Origin of the sequence: Methylobacterium sp. WL64, assembly GCF_008039945.1 — a bacterium.
Classification (GTDB): Bacteria; Pseudomonadota; Alphaproteobacteria; order Rhizobiales; family Beijerinckiaceae; genus Methylobacterium.
Genome location: NZ_VRVA01000104.1, coordinates 1 through 18,274 on the forward strand (window position 1 = coordinate 1; position 18,274 = coordinate 18,274).

The 18,274-nt window shown below is 64.2% G+C and carries 23 protein-coding genes and 1 pseudogene; 10 read left to right on the forward strand and 14 right to left on the reverse strand.

Annotated elements, in window-relative coordinates:
* Window positions 1–111: pseudogene (locus tag FV242_RS26730) on the forward strand (IS630 family transposase); the annotation flags it as partial.
* Window positions 112–132: 21 nt separating this feature from the next.
* The gene (locus FV242_RS26735) at window positions 133–876 is read left to right on the forward strand and encodes an SDR family oxidoreductase (protein ID WP_147941034.1); all 744 of its coding nucleotides are present in this window, start codon (window positions 133–135) and stop codon (window positions 874–876) included.
* A 336-nt stretch (window positions 877–1,212) separates the two neighbouring features.
* On the opposite strand, the gene uraD is transcribed toward FV242_RS26735, so the two are convergent.
* The 9 genes from uraD to FV242_RS26780 all read right to left on the reverse strand — a co-directional run bounded on the left by uraD (window position 1,213) and on the right by FV242_RS26780 (window position 8,331).
* The gene (gene uraD, locus FV242_RS26740) at window positions 1,213–1,731 is read right to left on the reverse strand and encodes a 2-oxo-4-hydroxy-4-carboxy-5-ureidoimidazoline decarboxylase (RefSeq protein WP_147941035.1); all 519 of its coding nucleotides are present in this window, start codon (window positions 1,729–1,731) and stop codon (window positions 1,213–1,215) included.
* A gap of 6 nt (window positions 1,732–1,737) precedes the next feature.
* Window positions 1,738–2,091, reverse strand: a complete 354-nt coding sequence (gene uraH / locus FV242_RS26745) for a hydroxyisourate hydrolase (protein WP_147941036.1) — start codon at window positions 2,089–2,091, stop codon at window positions 1,738–1,740.
* Between the two features lie 61 nt (window positions 2,092–2,152).
* Entirely contained in the window at window positions 2,153–2,584 is a 432-nt protein-coding gene (gene uraH, locus FV242_RS26750; protein ID WP_147941037.1) for a hydroxyisourate hydrolase, read from the reverse strand.
* A gap of 117 nt (window positions 2,585–2,701) precedes the next feature.
* Complete coding sequence (locus tag FV242_RS26755) at window positions 2,702–4,120, reverse strand: MFS transporter (RefSeq protein ID WP_246692895.1); 1,419 nt, start codon at window positions 4,118–4,120, stop codon at window positions 2,702–2,704.
* 401 nt (window positions 4,121–4,521) lie between these two features.
* On the reverse strand, window positions 4,522–4,935 hold the full coding sequence (locus FV242_RS26760) for a DUF3830 family protein (protein ID WP_147941038.1): 414 nt from the start codon (window positions 4,933–4,935) through the stop codon (window positions 4,522–4,524).
* A gap of 75 nt (window positions 4,936–5,010) precedes the next feature.
* Window positions 5,011–6,357 carry a dicarboxylate/amino acid:cation symporter gene (locus FV242_RS26765; RefSeq protein WP_147941039.1) on the reverse strand — a complete coding sequence of 449 codons (1,347 nt, stop codon included), beginning with the start codon at window positions 6,355–6,357 and terminating at the stop codon, window positions 5,011–5,013.
* Window positions 6,358–6,448: 91 nt separating this feature from the next.
* On the reverse strand, window positions 6,449–7,093 hold the full coding sequence (locus tag FV242_RS26770; protein WP_187278574.1) for a GntR family transcriptional regulator: 645 nt from the start codon (window positions 7,091–7,093) through the stop codon (window positions 6,449–6,451).
* A gap of 541 nt (window positions 7,094–7,634) precedes the next feature.
* Complete coding sequence (locus tag FV242_RS26775; RefSeq protein ID WP_187278575.1) at window positions 7,635–8,027, reverse strand: PIN domain-containing protein; 393 nt, start codon at window positions 8,025–8,027, stop codon at window positions 7,635–7,637.
* Window positions 8,017–8,331 carry an AbrB/MazE/SpoVT family DNA-binding domain-containing protein gene (locus tag FV242_RS26780; RefSeq protein ID WP_187278576.1) on the reverse strand — a complete coding sequence of 105 codons (315 nt, stop codon included), beginning with the start codon at window positions 8,329–8,331 and terminating at the stop codon, window positions 8,017–8,019. Before FV242_RS26780 ends, FV242_RS26775 begins: the two co-directional genes overlap by 11 nt.
* Before the next feature lie 300 nt (window positions 8,332–8,631).
* Here FV242_RS26780 and FV242_RS26785 point away from each other — a divergent pair, with 300 nt between their 5' ends.
* The gene (locus FV242_RS26785; protein ID WP_147941043.1) at window positions 8,632–9,234 is read left to right on the forward strand and encodes a recombinase family protein; all 603 of its coding nucleotides are present in this window, start codon (window positions 8,632–8,634) and stop codon (window positions 9,232–9,234) included.
* Window positions 9,235–9,260: 26 nt separating this feature from the next.
* On the opposite strand, the gene FV242_RS26790 is transcribed toward FV242_RS26785, so the two are convergent.
* Window positions 9,261–9,728 carry a hypothetical protein gene (locus FV242_RS26790; protein ID WP_147941044.1) on the reverse strand — a complete coding sequence of 156 codons (468 nt, stop codon included), beginning with the start codon at window positions 9,726–9,728 and terminating at the stop codon, window positions 9,261–9,263.
* A 248-nt stretch (window positions 9,729–9,976) separates the two neighbouring features.
* On the opposite strand from FV242_RS26790, the gene FV242_RS26795 reads away from it, so the two are divergent.
* The 6 genes from FV242_RS26795 (at window position 9,977) to FV242_RS26820 (ending at window position 15,670) form a co-directional block, all read left to right on the forward strand.
* Window positions 9,977–10,309, forward strand: coding sequence for a tyrosine-type recombinase/integrase (locus tag FV242_RS26795; RefSeq protein WP_246692896.1), 333 nt, complete (start codon window positions 9,977–9,979; stop codon window positions 10,307–10,309).
* 85 nt (window positions 10,310–10,394) lie between these two features.
* Window positions 10,395–10,538 carry a hypothetical protein gene (locus FV242_RS34820; protein WP_187278577.1) on the forward strand — a complete coding sequence of 48 codons (144 nt, stop codon included), beginning with the start codon at window positions 10,395–10,397 and terminating at the stop codon, window positions 10,536–10,538.
* 385 nt (window positions 10,539–10,923) lie between these two features.
* A complete protein-coding gene (locus tag FV242_RS26805) occupies window positions 10,924–11,832 on the forward strand; it encodes a hypothetical protein (RefSeq protein WP_147941047.1) in 909 nt (302 codons plus the stop codon).
* A gap of 88 nt (window positions 11,833–11,920) precedes the next feature.
* Complete coding sequence (locus tag FV242_RS26810) at window positions 11,921–12,793, forward strand: hypothetical protein (RefSeq protein WP_147941048.1); 873 nt, start codon at window positions 11,921–11,923, stop codon at window positions 12,791–12,793.
* Window positions 12,786–13,715: a hypothetical protein gene (locus FV242_RS26815; RefSeq protein WP_147941049.1), complete on the forward strand. Its 930-nt coding sequence runs from the start codon at window positions 12,786–12,788 to the stop codon at window positions 13,713–13,715. The genes FV242_RS26810 and FV242_RS26815 overlap by 8 nt, the downstream gene beginning before the upstream one ends.
* A gap of 242 nt (window positions 13,716–13,957) precedes the next feature.
* On the forward strand, window positions 13,958–15,670 hold the full coding sequence (locus tag FV242_RS26820; RefSeq protein ID WP_147941050.1) for a DUF927 domain-containing protein: 1,713 nt from the start codon (window positions 13,958–13,960) through the stop codon (window positions 15,668–15,670).
* Between the two features lie 106 nt (window positions 15,671–15,776).
* Here the strand turns inward: FV242_RS26820 and FV242_RS26825 are convergent, their stop codons facing one another.
* Window positions 15,777–16,049, reverse strand: a complete 273-nt coding sequence (locus tag FV242_RS26825; protein ID WP_147941051.1) for a hypothetical protein — start codon at window positions 16,047–16,049, stop codon at window positions 15,777–15,779.
* A 168-nt stretch (window positions 16,050–16,217) separates the two neighbouring features.
* Window positions 16,218–17,246 carry a hypothetical protein gene (locus tag FV242_RS26830; RefSeq protein ID WP_147941052.1) on the reverse strand — a complete coding sequence of 343 codons (1,029 nt, stop codon included), beginning with the start codon at window positions 17,244–17,246 and terminating at the stop codon, window positions 16,218–16,220.
* Between the two features lie 121 nt (window positions 17,247–17,367).
* Here FV242_RS26830 and FV242_RS26835 point away from each other — a divergent pair, with 121 nt between their 5' ends.
* On the forward strand, window positions 17,368–17,643 hold the full coding sequence (locus FV242_RS26835) for a helix-turn-helix domain-containing protein (protein WP_147941053.1): 276 nt from the start codon (window positions 17,368–17,370) through the stop codon (window positions 17,641–17,643).
* Window positions 17,644–17,672: 29 nt separating this feature from the next.
* Here FV242_RS26835 and FV242_RS26840 read toward each other — a convergent pair whose 3' ends face one another.
* On the reverse strand, window positions 17,673–18,062 hold the full coding sequence (locus FV242_RS26840; protein WP_147941054.1) for a hypothetical protein: 390 nt from the start codon (window positions 18,060–18,062) through the stop codon (window positions 17,673–17,675).
* 1 nt (window position 18,063) lies between these two features.
* A partial coding sequence (locus tag FV242_RS26845; protein WP_147941055.1) for a DUF3768 domain-containing protein occupies window positions 18,064–18,274 on the reverse strand: 211 nt, incomplete at its 5' end.

The window sequence follows — 18,274 nt, forward strand, 5'->3', positions numbered from 1 at the left end:
ACCGCCGCCGGCCTGACCATCGCCATCGAGGACGCGTTCGCCGCCGTCCGACCGGATGAGTGCCGAAACTACCTTACCGCTGCTGGATACGATGCCTATGAGCCAACCTGAAAGGGCACGGCTCTAGCCCTCATCACCGGTGCGACGTCGGGTATCGGACTAGAACTGGCCAAGCTGGCCGCCGCGGACGGCTACGCCCTACTGCTCGCAGGTGACAGGCCGTTCGAGCGTGCGTTGGCCGAGCTATCCGGCGCGGCGGTCGAGACGATCACGGTCGACCTTTCGACCGCCGAGGGTGTCGCCGCGCTCGTCGCACAAGTCGCTGTGCGCGAGGTCGACGTACTCTGCGCCAACGCCGGCCAAGGTCTCAGCCAAGGCTTCCTTGATCAGGACTTCGCGGATGTGCGCAAGCTCATCGGGATCAATGTCGTCGGAATGCTCGACCTCGTGCAGCAGATCGGGCGGTCCATGCGGGCACGCGGTAAAGGCCGCATCCTGCTCACGGGCTCGCTCGCCGGCCTCCTGCCTGGGGCCTACCAGGCAGCCTACAATGCCTCGAAGGCTTTCGTTGACAACTTCAGCTTCGCCCTTCGCAACGAGCTGAAGGACACGGGCGTCACCGTGACCTGTCTGATGCCGAACGTCACCGAGACTGATTTCTGGGAACGTGCTGGCGCTCTCGAGAGCAAGGCCGGGTCGGGCAAGAAGGATCCGCCCAAGACTCCCGCGAGGGCCGGCTGGGCGGCGATGAAGGCGGGGGAAGGCGCTGTTTCGCCCGGATACTTCGACGTCTTGCAGCGTGCGATCATGCGTGTGCTCCCCCGAGACGCGCTCGCGGAGGTGAATGCGAAGGAGATGCGGCTCAGCGGCGCCTGATCTGGTCCAACCCGCCGAGCATCGGAGCCGCCGTAGGCCTAACCGGAGCCTACCTCTTGGAAAGCGACGCATGCGTCCAACGCATTGCCGGGCTATGTCGGGTATCCGATGATTTTCCCGACATATATAGGCGGTAGCTATCGACTCTTCTCAGGCCCTTGTTAGGTCTGTTTATGGCTGGCTCAGATTTGATTAGAGCCTCTCCAAGGAACATGTCTGAACCCCGATCTCATTCAAATGCGACAGCTTAAGTGTCCCACGGTGCCGTCCCGTCTGAGAATACCTATGCTCGACCTTGGGGCGTGATGTGCGGTCGATGGCAGATTGCCGTGCGGATCAGATACTTGCCTCGCTCACCAGCCGATCGAGCCGCATCCGCGTGATCGCGGCGATTTCATCGAGGACGGCAGACGCCTCCTCGTCCCGCGAGCGCAGGAAGCGCGCTTTGAACAGCGCGAGGATCTCGCTTCTGTCCCGGCCACGCACGGCAACGATGAACGGGAAGCCGAATTTCTGCCGATAAGCCGGGTTCAATTGGTCGAAGGTGTCCGCGTCCTGCTGTGGCATCCGGTCGAGACCGGCGGCGCCCTGCTCGCTTACGGACTCGGCGGTCATGCTCTTCGCCCGCGCCTCCGGGCCGGCGAGTTCCGGATGACCGTTGAGAAAAGCCAGACGCCGATCTGGCGGGGCGGCGCGTACCGCACCCATCATCGCCGCGTGAAGGTCCGAGATGCTGACGAAGGGGCGGCCCAGCCAAGCCGCCTCCGCCACCCAGGCGGCGTGCTCGAAGACCCCACCAAGTAGGGCGACGAAGGCGTCCCGCTCCAGGCCGTTGACCTTGGCGATGTCGGGCACGGGGCCTCAGCTGCCGCGGTAGGTGGTGAAGCTGCCCGGCGCGCATAGCATCGGTACGTGGTAATGCTGCTTGGCGTCGAAGATCGCGAAGCGCACCACGGGGTCGTCGATGAAGATGTCGGCCTCGGCCGTGCCAGACCGAGTTTTCAGGTAGTCGGTGACGTGGAACACCAGCTCGTACTGGCCGACCTTGGCCTCGTCGCCGGCCAGGATCGGCTTGTCGGTGCGTCCATCGGCGTTGGTGACGACGCTCTTCACAAGGCGCCATTTGCCGTCCTCCATCATCGAGAAGTCGATGCGCACCCCGCCGGCGGGACGGCCGCGGTCGGTGTCGAGGACGTGGGTCGAGATGCCGGCCATGACTTGGGAGTCCTGAGCGAGAAATGGAGTCTATCCGTTCCGGGGACCACCGGTGCCGGTCTCAGCTGCCGCGATAATACGAATAACCCCAAGGCGTGAGCAGCACCGGCAGGTGGTAACGTTGGCCGGTGTCGCGGATCTGGAAGCGGATCGGCACGAGGCTCAGGAAGTTCGGGCTGGGGAGTTTCACGCCGAGCTTCGAGAAATATTCCTCGAAATGCATCACCAGCTCATAATGGCCAGCCTTGAAGGCGTCGTCGACGAGCACCGGGTCGGCAGGGCGCCCGGTCGCCGTGGTGGTGATGGTTTTAAGTGGCTTGTAGCCCTCACCGTCAAGCAGCGCGAGGTCGCAGACCATGCCGGCGGCGGGCGTGCCATGGAAATTGTCGATGGCGTGCAGGGTCAAACGCGGCGAGAGACCGGTCTGCGAAGTCGGGGCGGCGGTTAGCGCGCCGGGTTTGGCCGTAGGGCTTGTGGGCGTGCCCTGCGCCATCACCGCGCTTGCGGAAGCCACCGCCGCGGTGCCGAGGCCGACGCCGACGAGGCTCCGCCGCGTCAGTTCGGATCGGTTTGAGGGATAATCCAAGGCTGGCTCCTGGTGTCGGTGAGATTACGCCGGCTCGTGCGCGGCGCGGGCCGTCGCGCGCCGCTTCAGTTCCGGGTTCGCGGGCGGCACGAAGGCGAGGATCAGCGCGAGTGAGAGTGCCTCGACGGCCGCGACGATCCATAGGCCGATCGAGACCGAGCCGGTGTGCTCGCGCAGGTAGCCCATCACCGCTGGGGCGCCGAAGCCCGCCAGGTTGGCCACCGAGTTGATGAGCGCGATGCCAGCTGCCGCGGCCGATCCTGTCAGGAAGCGCCCCGGGATCTGCCAGAAGACGGGGATCGCGCTCATCGTGCCGACGATCCCCACCGCGAGCGCGATCATCGCCATGATGGGGGCGCTGGATACGAGGAGGCCGGTCAGCGCGATCGCGGCGGCGCCAACGAACGCCGCCACGCCGCAATGTAGGCGCGCCTCGCCCGTGCGGTCCGAGTCGCGCCCGTTGAGGATCATCCCGGCACCGCCGCACAGGTAGGCCGCCGACATGATCCAGCCGACGGTGAGCGGATCGGTGAAGCCGGCGTCGCGCACCACGCTCGGCCCGAAGAAGGTCAGCGCCGAGTTCGCCGTGACGATGCAGAAGAAGATCGCGATGCATTGCCAGACGCGGACATCCTTCAGCGAGGCGAGGATGCGGTGCTCGCGCGGGCCCTGGGCGGCCGCATCGCGGGCTAGGTCGGCCTCGACCAGCGACCGCTGCTCGGGCGTAAGCCAGGTGGCCTTGGAAGGCCGGTCGGTCAGGTAGAGCAGCGTGACGACGCCAGCGAGGATCGACGGGATGCCCTCCAGTAGGAACACCCACTGCCAGCCCGCCCAGCCGTTGACGCCGTTCATACCGTTGAGGATGCCGCCGGCGAGCGGACCGCCGATGACGCCGGCCAGTGCCGAGGCCGACATGAACAAGCCGAACACCTTGGCGCGCCGCTCGCTTGGGTACCAGTACGTCAGGAACAGGATTACCCCAGGGTAGAACCCGGCCTCGAAAACCCCGAGAAAGAAGCGCAGGACGTAGAAGAAAGCGGGCGTGGTGACGAACATCATTGCCACGCAGCAGATCCCCCATAGGAAGGTGATCCGCGCGATGGTCTTCCGGGCGCCAACGTATTCCAGCAGGAGGTTGCTTGGCACCTCGCAAATGAAATAGCCGAGGAAGAAAATCCCGGCGCCGAGGCCGTATACGGTCTCGCTGAAATTGAGATCAGCCAGCATCTGAAGCTTGGCGAAACCGATGTTAACGCGGTCGATCCAGGATAGAACCCAGAGGGCCATCAGGAACGGCAGCAACCGTAGGGTGATCCGACGGTAAGTGCTGTCAAGCTCGGCAGGCGGATTAAAGGACGGCGCATCAGAGGCTGAATACGACTGTATAGCCATTGATCGCCCCCGAAGATCGGACACATCACCTGTGTCGACGGATAGCCCCACTTAGCGGCTGCAATATATGAGCCATTCCTCCATACGGCTTCGTGATTGATCGTCACCCAGCCGCGTGTTTGCTGAAACGCTTCGATTTCAAACGAGGGGATCACGTCAGTTCCATAAACCCCGCTTGTTCGATGGACCGGCAGCAGCTCAACTTGCAGCCTTTGAGAGATGGTCAAAAGCGTCTTGAACGGCCGGCATGAGCGCATTACCAATGTCCATTTCCGGTCGTCAAGACAAATACTGTTTCCGACCCTTATCTGACTTCTGTACTTTTAGATCTTATCTTGGGTATCCAATCGTTTTCACGACACGACACGAGACGCGTTCGCTTAACGTCGTCCGATGAAACTTTCCTATGGAGCTGCGGCAGTTTCCGACGCCCTGAGAGCAATGAACCGCGATTACAGCGCCTCGAAGTGGACAGGTTGGGCACCTTGCCACAGCGTGATCTCGCCGAGCTTGCGCAGGTTCTCCAGACCAGAGGTCAGCGTGATGAAGTGGTTGCCTGCAAGCTGCCCCATCTTCGAGGCGAAATGCACGCCGCCGTAGGCGAGCAGGATTTCGGTCTCGCTGATGCCACCGGGATAGAGGATGATCTGCCCTGGAGTTGGGTAGCTGGTGTGGTTCTCGTAACTGACCCCGAAATCGAGGTCGCCCAGCGGCATCCATACGCCCTCGCCACTCCACCGCACATGTACCGCCTTTGTCATGAACGGCATGCGTGCTCGAAAGGCGGCGCAGGTCTTCGGTGCTGCCTCCTCTTCAAACCGGGCACCAAACTCGAACGGACCCGCCGTCACTCGCAACTCGCTCATCGATGCATGTCCTATCTTCGCCCTGAGCCGATCACGTCCTTCGGGAGATGATCGCGGGCGGCCGAAACGCCGACCTCAGGCGAGCTGCTCGCCCGTCGAGATGACAGCGATGTCCGATGGCGGGTTGTTGAGCACAGCCTCAGCTCGAGCCCGATCGAGATCGCCCTCCCAGGCGGCGACAACGACGGTCGCGACGCAGTTGCCGATTAGGTTACCGACGGCGCGCGCCATGCCGATGAACCAATCGACTGAGAGCACCAGTACGAGACCAATCGCTGGGATCGAGGGCACCGCGTTCAGCGTCGCGGCCAGGATCACGATCGCCGAGCCCGGCACACCGTGGGCACCCTTCGAGGTGACGAGCGAGATGCCGAGCACGAGCATCAGGTCGCCGAATGACAGCGGCGTGCCGGTAGCCTGTGCGATAAACACCACCGCCAGCGTCAGGTAGATCGAGAAGGCGTCGAGGTTGAACGAGTAGCCTGTGGGGACAACGAGCCCGACGACCGAGGGTTTGACGCCCATGTACTCTAGCTTACGCATGATCTGCGGGAGCACGGCGTCTGACGAAGCGGTACCGAGCACGATGGTCAGCTCCTCGCGCAGGTAGGCCAGGAATTTGAAGATATTGACCCCGGCAAGGCGTAGTACCGAGCCGAGGATGACGATCACGAAGAAAGCGACGGCAAAGTAGAACAGTCCGACCAGTGAGAGCAGCTGGGTGAGCGAGCCAACGCCGTACTTGCCAACCGTATAGGCCACGGCACCGAGTACGCCGAGCGGGGCGACTCGCACGATCAGTCCCATCGCCTTGAACAGCACACCGGAGACCGCGTCGATCAGGTCGGTGACCTTCTTGCCCTGCTCGCCACCATACAGCGCCAGTGCGACGCCGAACAGGATCGCGAAGAACAGCACTTGAAGCACATCGTTACGCGCCAGAGCATCGAACGAGGTTGTCGGAATGATGTTTAGGATGAAGCTGGAGAAGCCGCCGCCTTGAAGCTTGTGAGCGTTGTCCGCGTAGGTCGAGAGCGCTTTGCCGTCGAGGGTAGCGGTATTGATGTTCATCCCATGACCGGGGCCGACGAGGTAGGCGAGTATGACGCCCAGGGCGAGGGCGACCGTCGTCATAACCTCGAAGTAGACCAGCGCCTTGATGCCGACGCGGCCAACCTTCTTGAGGTCGCCGGTCCCGGCGATCCCGTGCACCACGACGCAGAACACGATCGGCGCGACGATCATCGAGATCAGCTTGAGGAAGCCGTCGCTGAAGAACTTTAGGCTGATCGCAAACTCGGGCGCGGCCATCCCGAGCACGATGCCAAGCACCAGCCCAACGACGACCTGAAAGAACAGCGATTTGTAGAGCGGCTCGCGTGCCTTGTCCGACGTGGGAAGCGGTATCGAATGGGCCGACATCACGTAATCTCCTGGTGAATTCCAATCGGGGGGATACGCAACACGCGAGTCGGAGGCGGCTTTTCTTGTTTTGGCCCGGCCGAGCCCACCCTCATTCTCGTCGGGGTGAAAGTTTCAGGGCTTGGCGGAGGTTGGTCAGCGGATCGTCGTCCTTGGCTCGCGTGAGCCCGGCCTCGACGTTGCCGATGTGAGAAACCATGAGGTCGGCGGCCCGCTTCAGGTCGCCGTCGGCGAGCGCATCGGTGATCGCCTCGTGTTCGTTGCAGGAGGCCGTCGCGTCGTGGACGGACTGGTAGAGCGCCGAGATCAGGACGGTGCGCGCCGTCAGGTCGCGCAGGATGTCGGCAAGCACGCGGTTGCCGAGGGCCTCGACGAGGCAGACGTGGAAGTCGCCGAGCAGGAAGCTGCGCGCCTCCAGGTCGTCTGAGGCGATGGCCGCCCGCTCCCGGATGATGTGGGCCCGCAGCTTGTCCACGACCTCGGGTCCCAGGCGCTGGACGGCCATGAGGATGCCCATCTCGATGGCTTGCCGGGCCTGGAACGCCTCCTGCGCCTCCTCGAAGGAAGGGTTGATCACGAACCAGCCGCGGCGGGGGCTGACCTGTACGATGCCGCGCGCCTCCAGCCGGATCAGCGCTTCGCGGGCCATGGTCCGGGAAACGCTAAACAGGGTTGCGAGGCTCTGCTCGCCGAGGCGAGTTCCGGCCGTGATGCGGCCTGCGAGGATGGCATCCACGATGACGCGATCAATCGAGCCAGATGTTTCAGGGGCCTGCATGCGGATCAGACTTCCATACAAGACTGACACGCAAGCAGCATACCAATGCGGTGGGTCACGCGGCCTACCGCAAATCAGGGCGTACGATCACCTCTGAAGTCTGGAAGCTGACACCAGCACGGTCTTGCATCCTGAAAGGTTCAAGACTGAGCTTGGTGCAGTCATACGGCCGCCTGGCCGGAGACAACGGCAATCACTGCGTGGATGACGTCGTCGAGGTGAGAAGCCAGGCGCATTCGAAGGGGTCGTTGGACGCCTACAAGGTACCGAAGCGCGATCAAGCCGAAGGACGCCTACCCGCCGATCAGAGACAGCCCACGGCTCCAAAATATCCGAACAAGACAGCCGTCCTATCGAGGTAATTGTCGGGTATCTGATCGTTTTCCCGACGAATTAGCGAGGTGGGGTGCGAGTTAGCCAAACAGCACTGCCATTGTCGATAAAACGCGTCGGTAATTCTACTGTCGGGCAAACGTCTCGTTTGTTTGCTCGGCAAACCTCAGCGGATGAGTTGGACCTCGACGCCGACACCGGTTGCGATCTCCTGCCAGGCGGCGTCCGCAGTGACCGCGGCAGCGTTCGAGCGGGCAGCCAGCGCGAGACAGAGCCGATCTCCGATCCCGAGCCCTTTCGACCGGGTCAGCGGCTCTAACAAGGCAGCGCGAATACACAGGTCGTCGTCGACGGGCGTGAGGGGGAACACGAGGCCGTTCCGCAATGCTCGCACGGCCGTCTCATCGGCTCCATTGCGGACCAACCATCCGGCGACCTCGCCAAAATTCACGGTGGTCATCGTGGCGGTACCGGTGAAAGCTTGTAGCACCTGCTCCCAACCAGCTTCCCGGCGGAGATAGGCTAGCAGAGCCGAGGCATCCAGAACGCTACGCGCCACGATCGGCTTCCTTCGCGGACGCGGCTACCTGCTCTTGCTTGTCCCCCGGCTTTCCTTCGTCTCTGGCAGCCTCCGCGCGTCGGGCTGTGAGGAAGGCATTCACCGAAGCGGTGTCGTCAGCCAAGAAGGACGACGTCTGGGTTTGTAGTTCTGCCATGGCGGCAGCCACGGATCGGACTCGGAGTTCGCCGTCGACCAAAGTCAGCACGACCGGGCCGCCGTACTCCAGATGCAGCGCTTTGCGAGCTTGGGCTGGGATGATCAACCGGCCGCCAGCATCGATCTTGGACAGTGTCGCATTCATGGCCCTATCATCCATTCAGTTCGATTGAAGGGATGCGCCTAGCTGATCAGAACTGCGTTCAGCTCCGATGACGCATGAATCTGATACCATGGCACTTTAGCGACGTCAGCCAGTTTCTCGGTGTATGGCAATTGGCCTGGATTGGGATCTCATTCATCAAAGGTGGCGCTGATAGCGCCCGCACCCCTGGCCGAAACCGAACGGTTTCGACCACCGCTGTAGGGCATGGTCGAAAAATAGGGTTGCGGATGTTTCGGCCAGCTTTTAGTTTCGGCCATCCCTTTCGACCAAAAAATGGCCATGGCCCGCACTTTCGCCTATTGCCGCGTGTCGACCCTCGGTCAGACCACCGACAACCAGGAGCAGGAGATCGCCGCCTCAGGGTTTCAGGTCGAGCCGCAGCGTGTCATCACCGAAACCATCTCGGGCAGCGTGGCGACCTCGCAGCGCCGTGGTTTCGTTCGCCTGCTCGATCGCCTCGAGGCGGGGGATGTCTTGGTCGTGACAAAGCTCGACCGCCTTGGCCGCAATGCGATGGACGTCGGTGGTACTGTCTCCCAACTGGCCGCGCTCGGGGTGCGTGTGCATTGTCTGGCGCTCGGTGGCGTCGACCTCACCAGCTCGACCGGTAAGCTGACGATGGGCGTGATCAACGCCGTAGCTGAGTTCGAGCGTGACCTGCTGATCGAGCGAACCCAGGCGGGGCTGACGCGTGCCCGTGCGGCGGGTAAAGCGATCGGTAGACCAGCGAGCCTGACCCCTGATCAACGTCGCCGAGCAGAGCAGCTCTTACAGGAGGGACATGGCGCCTCTGCGGTCGCGCATGAACTCAAGGTCAACCGCAATACCGTTCGACGCATTCAAGCGCTCATGCGTACCTCCGGCCCATCGGAGACAGCGTAAGATCGCACCATGACAAGGTCTGAAGCCTAGAACCCCGTCATGGCGAACAGGTCGAGCTGCTCGCCCACCCGAAGCGTCTGCGAACGGCTGAGAAATGCGGGGCGGCTCCGTCCTCGCTTCGGAGGTGTCGGCAGGGCGACGCCCGGTTTGCCGTAGAGTACTACCCCGATGATGCGCACTCCATCACCATGATGGAAAATGGTGGCGTTGTGGGGGCCGGCGCGTAGAATTTCCTGGGTCACCGGCTCCTCGGCGTCCATCTCGGACAGAGCCTCCAGAAGCCCCAGCAACCCGAGCGCTATGACGCCGAGCGGTCGGAACTCGCCGCCTCGCTGCGTCCACACATACCGCGCTACCCCGGCAGTGGTCTGCGGGTATGAATTGGGGGCGAAATCGATGGTGCCGGCAGCGACGAAAGCTGCGACCACCGCTCGATCGGCGAGGTGGGGAGCCGCGAGTATGGAGGCAGCGAGCTGCCGTCGGCTGATCTGCATGGCGCTCCGCCCCCATGAGGTTGAAGGGATATCTACCTTCTCCGCTGTTATCGACTCGGAGCCAACTCGCCGGGCTCATAGCTCATCACGGACCCCGTGGGCGAGGCCGAGGGCGGGCATGGGATAGATGGCCATGACCAGCGTCCATAGGGCCTGCGCGTCATCATCCGCCGGTCGAAGGTCGATCAGGCGGGCGAGGGCTCGAAAAGGCCATATCGCACGGCCGCTTCATTTGGCCGGTCGCCCTCGTGCGCGAGTGGCTCGATGCAGCGGGGATCGTCGTGGGCCCGGTGTTCTGGCCCGTGTCTCGGTCGGGAAACGTCCGCCAGGGCGAGGGCGTTCGCCTCACGACCCAGGCTGTCGCCGACGTCATCAAACGGTACACGGCCGCTGCCGGCTTCGACGCCGCAACGTTCGGGGTGCACTCCCTTCGGGCCGGTTACATCACCACCGCGGCCGAGCGGGGAGCAGACCTCGCCCGGATCATGGATCAGAGCGGGCACCGGGACCCACGAACGTTGGGCGGCTATATCCGTCGCGCGAATGCCTTCAAAGGGCATTCCAGCAGCGGGTTCCTATAGTCACGAAGTCAACTGCTCTCGCAGCATCATCGGTGATCATAGGGCAGCCTTAGCAGATAGGTCGGGCTGCCGTTCGGTCCGGCGGATGCGGTTCGATGGCAACCTGGCGGCCCTGGCCTACAGCCACAAGCCCTGCTTCACCCGGCGCCTGACGATCCTGCGCGATGATCCTCGGCGAGCGAGCCTGGTTCGTACCATCCGGGATCGCGTTCTCACCATCGAGCAGTAGAAGCGGGGTTTTGTTCGGGCGCGTCGGCGCGGTGATGTTGTCAAAGTCCGCTCACGCCAGATCGCACAGCGTACGACGGCCAGGATGATCCCGGCGAAGCGGGTGGGCAGGGGCAGCATGGCGACGTCTCTTGGCGGGGACACCACCAGCCTAACCATCACACCCGCTTCGTCACCTCGCTACCCTCGACGCCTCTCGATTGGCCAAAGTCGAGCTGACACGTCGATCCGTTTCCCCGTCGACCCGACCGGCCGTCAAGTCACATGGTCCATCACACCGTACGCTGCCGTGGCGCCATCAAGTCGGCCGTAGAGTCCTAAGGCAACAGCTTGTGCACGAGAGTTACGTAATTACAGGCATGTCGGCCAACCGGGGAGGGACAGACATGGCTCACGAGAAAGCACTGAAGCGTCGCCTATACAACGTCGCCGCAGCCGGTCATTATCTGCTTAATGAACAGAACTCGCTGTATCTACGCGCGATCAAGCTCTATGAGATGCAGATCGCGGTCTTCCTCGGCGAGAAACTCAACGAGCGCCAACGTAAGCGAAAAGAGTTTCCGGACCGGTGGCTCGCCGTGTCGAGCGACCTGCTAGCCGCCGCCCGAGTCTGCAGCGCAATTCGGCTGGTGCAGCACATCCGCAAGACGCGGCGCCTGGACGAAACCTCGTTGCCGTCCCTCCTAGACGATCCTGCCGTGCGCGAGGTGCTCGGCCGCCTGCTGGAAGAGCCGGTGGGACTGCGCAAACTCGCCATCGCCCTTCGACCTCACAGCCTCGATATCAAATTGCGCAACCGTCGGCGCCGGCAACAGCGCTACGCGCCGCTGTACGACGTATCGCTGCGCTGGCCCCTCGGGCCGGGATCGAACTCCAAGGGAGGATGGACGACAGCGCAAGCACTTTTCAACCCGAGGGCGGGCAGCCCCGAGCACGATATCGTTAGGAAGCATTATCCGAAGCTTCGAAGTGCATGGGCGGCAAACAAATGGGCTGACAAAGAGGATTTTCAGGCCGGCTTCGTCTGGCTCAACAACTTCGGCGGCGAGCGATTTCGACCGCATGAGGTAGGAAAGGCAAACTTTGCGAAAAAGCTCCTCGCTAACGCTCAGAACGTGCCTGAGCTGACGCGACTTTTCGGTCGGTACGAATTCATCAAAAGACGCCTTACGGAGCGAAACTATCGGCTACTGGCGCTCGATTTCAAGCAGCCCGTACCCCTCATTACCTCGGTGATTTCCCCGCTACCAGAAGACCTCCTAGATGCCATTTCCAAAAAGGAATCAGAGACTTAACAGGTAGTCTGCTGTATGGGCAGACTGCTTCGGTCAACGCACTGCGGTAAATTTGCTGCTCCCCATTCCGGGGAACGGAGACTTGCCAGTGCTCGATCCCGATACCAATCCGACGCGCGACCGCTGCAACGATGGCCCCTCGCCCGCACCGTTCGTTTCAACCGAAAACCTGTCTGACCCCGCCATCCGCGATTTGCTGTCCGAGACGGTGAGCAATGTGGCTCGGAGCTCGCAGGTCGATGCTGCCTATGCCGCGTGCCGGGCCATCGGCGGCGGCCAGGGCTTCTTCCGCAACTGGAAGGAGAAGCTTGATGCGCTCCTGCTGCCGACTTATCGTTTGCTGTGCGAGGTGCACAACGATCCAGGCCAGATTGCCCGCATCGCCGCCGAAAGCGATATCGAGCCTACGAAGGCTGCGCGCCGCAACCCGGCCCTCATCTGCATGACCATCGGCGCGCGGCCGACCAACACCGATCAGCGCAAGCTCTGCTCGGACTGGTCAATGCTGCTACGCTGCGCGCTCGCTGAGAGTACCCCGGTCGAGAAGTTCACCGGTTTCGTCGAGCGGACGTCCATCCGTGACTGCAAGGTTGCCATTGCCAAGCAGAAGCGTAGGGCGAAGCTGGCGGCCGGCCTGCCGACGGTGGAGCCGCGGAGCTCGGGCCCGGCGGTTGCCGAGCCTGACCATGCGCGGGAGGAGGGTAGCCCCCGCTTGGAGCTGCGCCTCCACGGCGCTGATGGTACCACGGGCGAGACGGTCGAGCTGCCGGCCTCGATCCACGGGACGGTAATGGACGCACTGACGGCGCCCGGTTCCCAGATCGAGCGCCTGGAGCGGTTGGCGGCCTCGCTGCAGGCTCTGGCCCGTGAACTCACTCTCGGCACTGGCACCGGCGATCCTCGTCCCGACGGCGGCGAGCCCGAGGCCGACGAGGCAACGGCGGAGGCGGCCGATGTCTGAGCTGGAAACGAAGGAGGGCGGGCCGGTGGCCCTCTCCCTTACCAACCGCGTGGTCGCGACGGCGCTGGCGGCAGGGCCGGCCTACAACACGGGAGCACTGACCTGGCCGGTCGGCCGGCGCGGGGGGCGCTCACCGACCCGGGCGGAGCGGCGGGCCCTGAAAAGCCGCCGCCGTCGCTGGCTGCGCAAGCACGGGCGGGCGCACGCCGATCTAGCAGCGATAGGCGCAATCATCGAGAATTGTCGGCGCGGCCGGCTGACCAATCGCTGTGGCCACCCGGCCTGCCCGGAATGCGCCGACGCCCTGCAGCGGCTGTTCGTCGACGCTACGAGCTGCTTCATCCGCAGCCAGCCCGGTCAAGCCTGGATGAGGGTGTCGATCATCCTGCCGGGGCTTGATCCGGGTGAGCAGCCCGACTTCGTGACTGTGAGCGAGTTTGCCCAAACGATTCTGCGCGAGGCGGGCGTCACCCTCGGGGTGTTCGTGATTGATGCGAGTTGGAACGAGGATCATCGCCAGGAGGGGGGCGAGGCGGGACGGTTCGCCCGCCACACCTGCCTTCACCTCTATGGCTTAATCCCGGCGGCAGGATCGCTGGCGGTCAGAACGGCCCTGAAACGCCTGATCCCGGCGACGGAGGCGGCCCCCCGCCCGGTGCACACCAAGCCCTGGGACGGCAGCCCGGCTGCCATTGCCTACGCTCTAAAGGGAGAGTTCCAGAGGCGTCAGACCATCGAACGCCTCGACACAAAGCGTGGCCGACTAGTGCGCGACACGCGCGACCGGCCCCTGACCGTGGCCCAGCAGATCCAGGCGGTCCGGGCGCTCGACCGAGCCGGGCTGACCGGACGGATAGTGCTGGTCGGCCTGCGCTTCGAACTCAGCGAGACGGGGCGGCTCTGCCTCGTCCCGACAACCTGAGGCGGGTGCCATCCCAATAGAGGGACGCTTCACAGCCAAACGCCAGCCGACTTAGCTAGCCCACAACCTAAAGGTGGGACGCCGAGGCGGGAAATACGGGCGGGAAAACAGTGTGAACTGCACGTGGCGACTCACCACGGCACCATGCCCCAAAACGCGTGGGATAGAGGGGATCTAGGGGGAAATTAGCCCCAAAACCACCTGTCCCACCTCTATCCCTACGCAGCGAGAGGACGCTATCTATGACCGCCAACAAACCACCCAACCCCGGGCCCGACCAGCCCCAAGGCATCTTTAAGTTGTCCCACGATGATGGGGTCCCATGCATCCGGGACGCGGTCATCGATCAGGAGGGGGCCCGTTGGCTGCGCTACGGGACGGCCGACCGCTCGTGCTGGTTCAGCCCGAGCGAGCTGGTGCTCAACGACAAGTCGGTGTTCGCTCGCCTGACGCAAGCGGGCACCGATCTACTGACCGGCAAGTCGAAGACCGCCTTCTTGACGATGGTAGAGCAGCACAGCGGCTACCGTTCCGCTCTGGTCGCCGCGCGGCCGGGTTGGCTCGATAAAGCGCATTACGTCTACGGCAACGGCGACGTCGAGCGTCCCGATGGTGACACTCGCGAAGTCATCATCGCGTTCGAACCGAACCCAAAATTCACCGCCGTCGGTACGCTGGAGGCCTGGCAGGCCTCGGTCGGACCGGTCGTGACGAACCAGCCGATCCCGCTTTTCGTCATGATGTACGCGCTCGTCGGGGCGATCCTGCGTTATGCCCCCGCGCATAACCAGAACCCGCAGGCTGAGCTTGTTGGCGAACGAGAAAGCGCGAAATCGACCCTCCTGACCGTTGGAGCTTCAGCCTGGGCAGGCGATCCAACCTCCGAGGTCGGCGGCGCTGAGACGTGGGATATGACCGCCAACATTCACGACCCGCTCAAGCGCGCGCACGCCGACAACCTGCTCGCCCTCGACGAAGTCAACCTGGCTGGACTGGACAGCAAAAGTCAGCGCGAGATGTTGCAGAAAGTCGCGTTCAAAGGAGCGACGACTGGTGGCAGGAAGCGCTTGACCGACACGGTCACGGCGTCAAACGTCCGGGTCGCAACGCTCAGTACGAGCAACGTGCCGCAGCGTGATCTCCTGAAAGCCCCTCAGTCAATCGTAGACGCAGTTGCATCGCGAATCTTTACCATCGCGATCCCGAAGGAGCACAAGCTCGGCATTTTCCAAACCGTGCCGGCAGGCTTCGTCGACGCTCGTGAGGCAGCCGAGCATCTGCGCACCGCCGTCAATGAGAATTACGGCGTCGCCGGTCGCGCGTTCGTCCGGCACCTTGTAGCCGCCGTCGTCCGAGACGAGGCCGCGCTGCGTTCGAAGATCGAGCGCCTGATGAACGAGTTCCACACCGCCGCCCGGGAAGAAGCTGTGGTGAAGGGGAAGGCTCGCGGCGAGAAAACTGTCGCTGTCACCTACGTGGCCGGGAAGCTGGCCCGCCAATGGGGCGTGATCCTAGAGGGGTGGGGTGCGCTGCTGCCGGCAACCCTGGCCATCTATCACGCCCATGCGACGGCCGGCGATGCACCCTACACCCCTCCGGCCATCGAGCGGGTCCGAGCTTTCCGCGCCCGCAACCGCGGCAAGTTTGGCCGGGCACGGCAGGGCAGATGGCCCTACACCGAGGCGGAGTTCCTGAAGAAGGCCGGCGTCCTGCGCCGGAAAGGCAAGCAACTACAGGTGCTGATCCCGGCAAAGCGGTTCCGCCAGGAATTTCCCGATCACGTCGACATGCTGAAGCAGCTGCGGGACGAGGGGCGGGCGCAGACGGAAGGTGGCAAGCAGCCGAAAAACACGATCAAGCTGCCTAGACAGATCTGCCGAGCGGCGCCGCGGGTCTACTGCATCACGGTGGTCGATGATGTCGATGCCCGCCGAGTGAAGCCCGTGCGTGCGTGAGCTGACTTAGTAGCGTCGTATCTCACGGACCTGAACTGAACACGGTAGATGATGGCCGGAGAACTGAGTTCTCCGGCCATTCTCGTTTCTGCCTTGCGACGGAGGGTCAGTCGCATGGCGTCATATCGACCTGCATTGTACCGCCCGCTAATTGGCCGAGTTCCGGAAACGGTGCGCTCGCTTTTATCGCTCGCTGCCCCGCTTCAACCGCCTCCTGCAGCTGGTCGGGCTTCGCGCGTCGGCTGATCGAGCGCAACAGTTCCACCGGCGCCGTGAGTGCGGCGTCGAAATCCATCGTCACGGCGAAGGTCAGCCGCAGGGTTGGGTCGTCACGTAGCCCTTCGGGGATCGCCCACGCTTGCCGCAGACGATGCGCCATCGCCCGTTCCGGCTCGCGCCGGAGTGGGGTCACCTCGCAGCGCAGGTTCGCTGGGGAGGGGGCGACGGGCCCGACGGGGTGCACCCTACCACCTGCCTGTGGCGGGCCTCCGACAATCCCAGCGGTGGCGGGGTTGCGGCGGCGCCAGTCGTCCGGCGGTGTGATCCGTCAGTCGGCAAACACGATACGAACGCGCAGCGGTCTGTCGCCTAGGACGAATTCATCCGCACGGGAGGAGGTCATGTGCACGATGCCATAGGGCGGCATGATCCCCCGCAAGACTGTCAGGCTGGCCGTATCCGTCCCGTTCACACGGCAGAAGAAGCCTTGGCCCGGAGTCCCCGGGGTGCCAGGCCGACCTGACATTTGAACCAGCCAACTGGCGGCGGTCGGTTCGAGGGCGCTGACCCCCACGTTGAAATCGATCCCGCGAGCCAACGACGCTCGAAAGTCCTCCCGCTGAAGCGGATTGCTCAGAGCCGTGATCCCGCGCTGCCCCATCCACTCGAAATCGGTGTAGGCCCCCTCGTCGGCCCCCGATGTCATGCTTGGATCACGACCGAGCTGTGCGGCGATGCTCGCGCGCTCCTGTCGCCCTTCTCGGAGGGTGCGCTCGTAGATCGCGGCAACATAGGTACCGGCTAACTCCGGGCCGAGCGCCTGCAGCCGCGCGAGGTAGGTGTCGAGCGCGGCAAGCCGCTGCGGGGGCGGCAAGTCGGCATAGGCGTTGGCGGCCGTGACTTCGGCGAGCAGCGCCCGCAGCCTCGCAGGTGCCGTGTCGCCACCGGTCGGGGGCGTGGTCGTGACACCCGACGTCGCTGACCCTGGCCGAACCTGCGCAGCGGCGATGTCAGCGCGTATCTGCTCGAACTGGGTCAGGAATGTCGTGAGCGTCGTTGCCGCCGGGGTGTCAGCAATCTCGGCGGCGACGGTGCGTATCCGGGCACGGTAGCCATCCATGCGGGCGAGCACTTCACCGGGCGGTATCGCTTTGTAGCCCTCCCCGATAAAGGCGATCACCTCGTCGGCGAGCGCGAGCACCCGAGCCTGCGCGTTTGCATCGCGGGCGTTGTACTCTCCTCTACTCTGCCCGCCCGGGGGCGCCTGAGCGACGGCTTCGCAGACGATTGGCGCATGGGAGAGAAGTAACGCGAGCGCGACGGGCGCTCCGTGGCCACGGAGGGTCATCGAGATCATAGGCAGGAGCCTCAAGCAAGGATGATGAGAAGGGCGCTGTCGGCTGAAGACCCCACAGATCAACGAATGAGGGATTGTCAGTCCGTCGATTGTCAAGCCGCCGACAGGGCTCATTCGCGCGATGGACGCGCGGGGCATCGTCGGGTGGAACTTGCGGCGGTTGCGGGTCGAGCGGGGGCTGTCGCAGGAGCGGCTGGCCCTCGCCGCCGAGATCGACCGCGCCTACGTCGGGCGGGTCGAGCGCGGCCGGGAGAACGTGACGATCACCACCCTGGAGGCCCTGGCCCGGGCATTGGGGGTCGCGGTGGCGGCGCTGTTCGTGGAGCCCGAGCCGGGCGCGCCCCGGCCGGCCCCCTTGCCGGCGGGGCGCCGCCGGCGGAGCGTCGAGCCACGATAGGGGCCCTGAGCGAGGATCGGGGGCGGCCCTCACCGCCCGATCTCCAGCTGGGGGGCGACCCGGACGAGGATGTCCCACGCCGCAGTCACCGCCGCCTGCGTGTCCGGATCCGCCCCCGGGGCCATGATCGCCGGCGTCGTCAGCAGCCGCAGCAGCGCGGCGGCGAGGTCCGGGGCGGCGGCGAGCAACCGGGCGTCGGCCCAGCGCTGAATGCCGACGGCGATGTGCAGCGGACACCCGCCGGGCTCGACGGCGGCGTGCCGGCGAATGAGGTAGGGCCAGCCCCCCGGCCGGTCGTCTCCCGCCGGCTCGATCCCAAGCATGACCTGAGCGGGGGACGCCCCGGGCTCGGCCTCACCCCGCACGGTCCAGGGGCCAGGGGTGGGGATGTCGGCGGCCCACAGCCGGACGCCGGGCACCCTAGTACTCCCCAGCCAACAGGACGGTAAGGACACGGTTCGTCACTGACGAGTCAGCTGGATCCGGCGAGGCCCAGCGCCCGGCGCGGTCGAAGTAATCGATTTTAAAGAAGACACGTTCGCCGGCCGCCTCGACCGCGCCGAAGTCGTTCTCACCGTGCGGGTCATCGTCAGCATCGAACCGGTCGTGGGCGGCGACCGCGTCGAGGATT

Bases quoted from the DNA above. Each gene is read 5' to 3' on its own strand.
- FV242_RS26830 (WP_147941052.1), bottom strand. From the start codon at position 17,246: ATGATCTCGATGACCCTCCGTGGCCACGGAGCGCCCGTCGCGCTCGCG.
- FV242_RS26785 (WP_147941043.1), top strand. From the start codon at position 8,632: ATGGCCCGCACTTTCGCCTATTGCCGCGTGTCGACCCTCGGTCAGACC.
- FV242_RS26815 (WP_147941049.1), top strand. From the start codon at position 12,786: ATGTCTGAGCTGGAAACGAAGGAGGGCGGGCCGGTGGCCCTCTCCCTT.
- FV242_RS26805 (WP_147941047.1), top strand. From the start codon at position 10,924: ATGGCTCACGAGAAAGCACTGAAGCGTCGCCTATACAACGTCGCCGCA.
- FV242_RS26825 (WP_147941051.1), bottom strand. From the start codon at position 16,049: ATGGCGCATCGTCTGCGGCAAGCGTGGGCGATCCCCGAAGGGCTACGT.
- FV242_RS26835 (WP_147941053.1), top strand. From the start codon at position 17,368: ATGGACGCGCGGGGCATCGTCGGGTGGAACTTGCGGCGGTTGCGGGTC.
- FV242_RS26820 (WP_147941050.1), top strand. From the start codon at position 13,958: ATGACCGCCAACAAACCACCCAACCCCGGGCCCGACCAGCCCCAAGGC.
- FV242_RS26760 (WP_147941038.1), bottom strand. From the start codon at position 4,935: ATGAGCGAGTTGCGAGTGACGGCGGGTCCGTTCGAGTTTGGTGCCCGG.
- uraH (WP_147941037.1), bottom strand. From the start codon at position 2,584: ATGGCGCAGGGCACGCCCACAAGCCCTACGGCCAAACCCGGCGCGCTA.
- FV242_RS26790 (WP_147941044.1), bottom strand. From the start codon at position 9,728: ATGCAGATCAGCCGACGGCAGCTCGCTGCCTCCATACTCGCGGCTCCC.
- FV242_RS26780 (WP_187278576.1), bottom strand. From the start codon at position 8,331: ATGAATGCGACACTGTCCAAGATCGATGCTGGCGGCCGGTTGATCATC.
- FV242_RS26765 (WP_147941039.1), bottom strand. From the start codon at position 6,357: ATGTCGGCCCATTCGATACCGCTTCCCACGTCGGACAAGGCACGCGAG.
- uraH (WP_147941036.1), bottom strand. From the start codon at position 2,091: ATGGCCGGCATCTCGACCCACGTCCTCGACACCGACCGCGGCCGTCCC.
- FV242_RS34820 (WP_187278577.1), top strand. From the start codon at position 10,395: ATGCGGTTCGATGGCAACCTGGCGGCCCTGGCCTACAGCCACAAGCCC.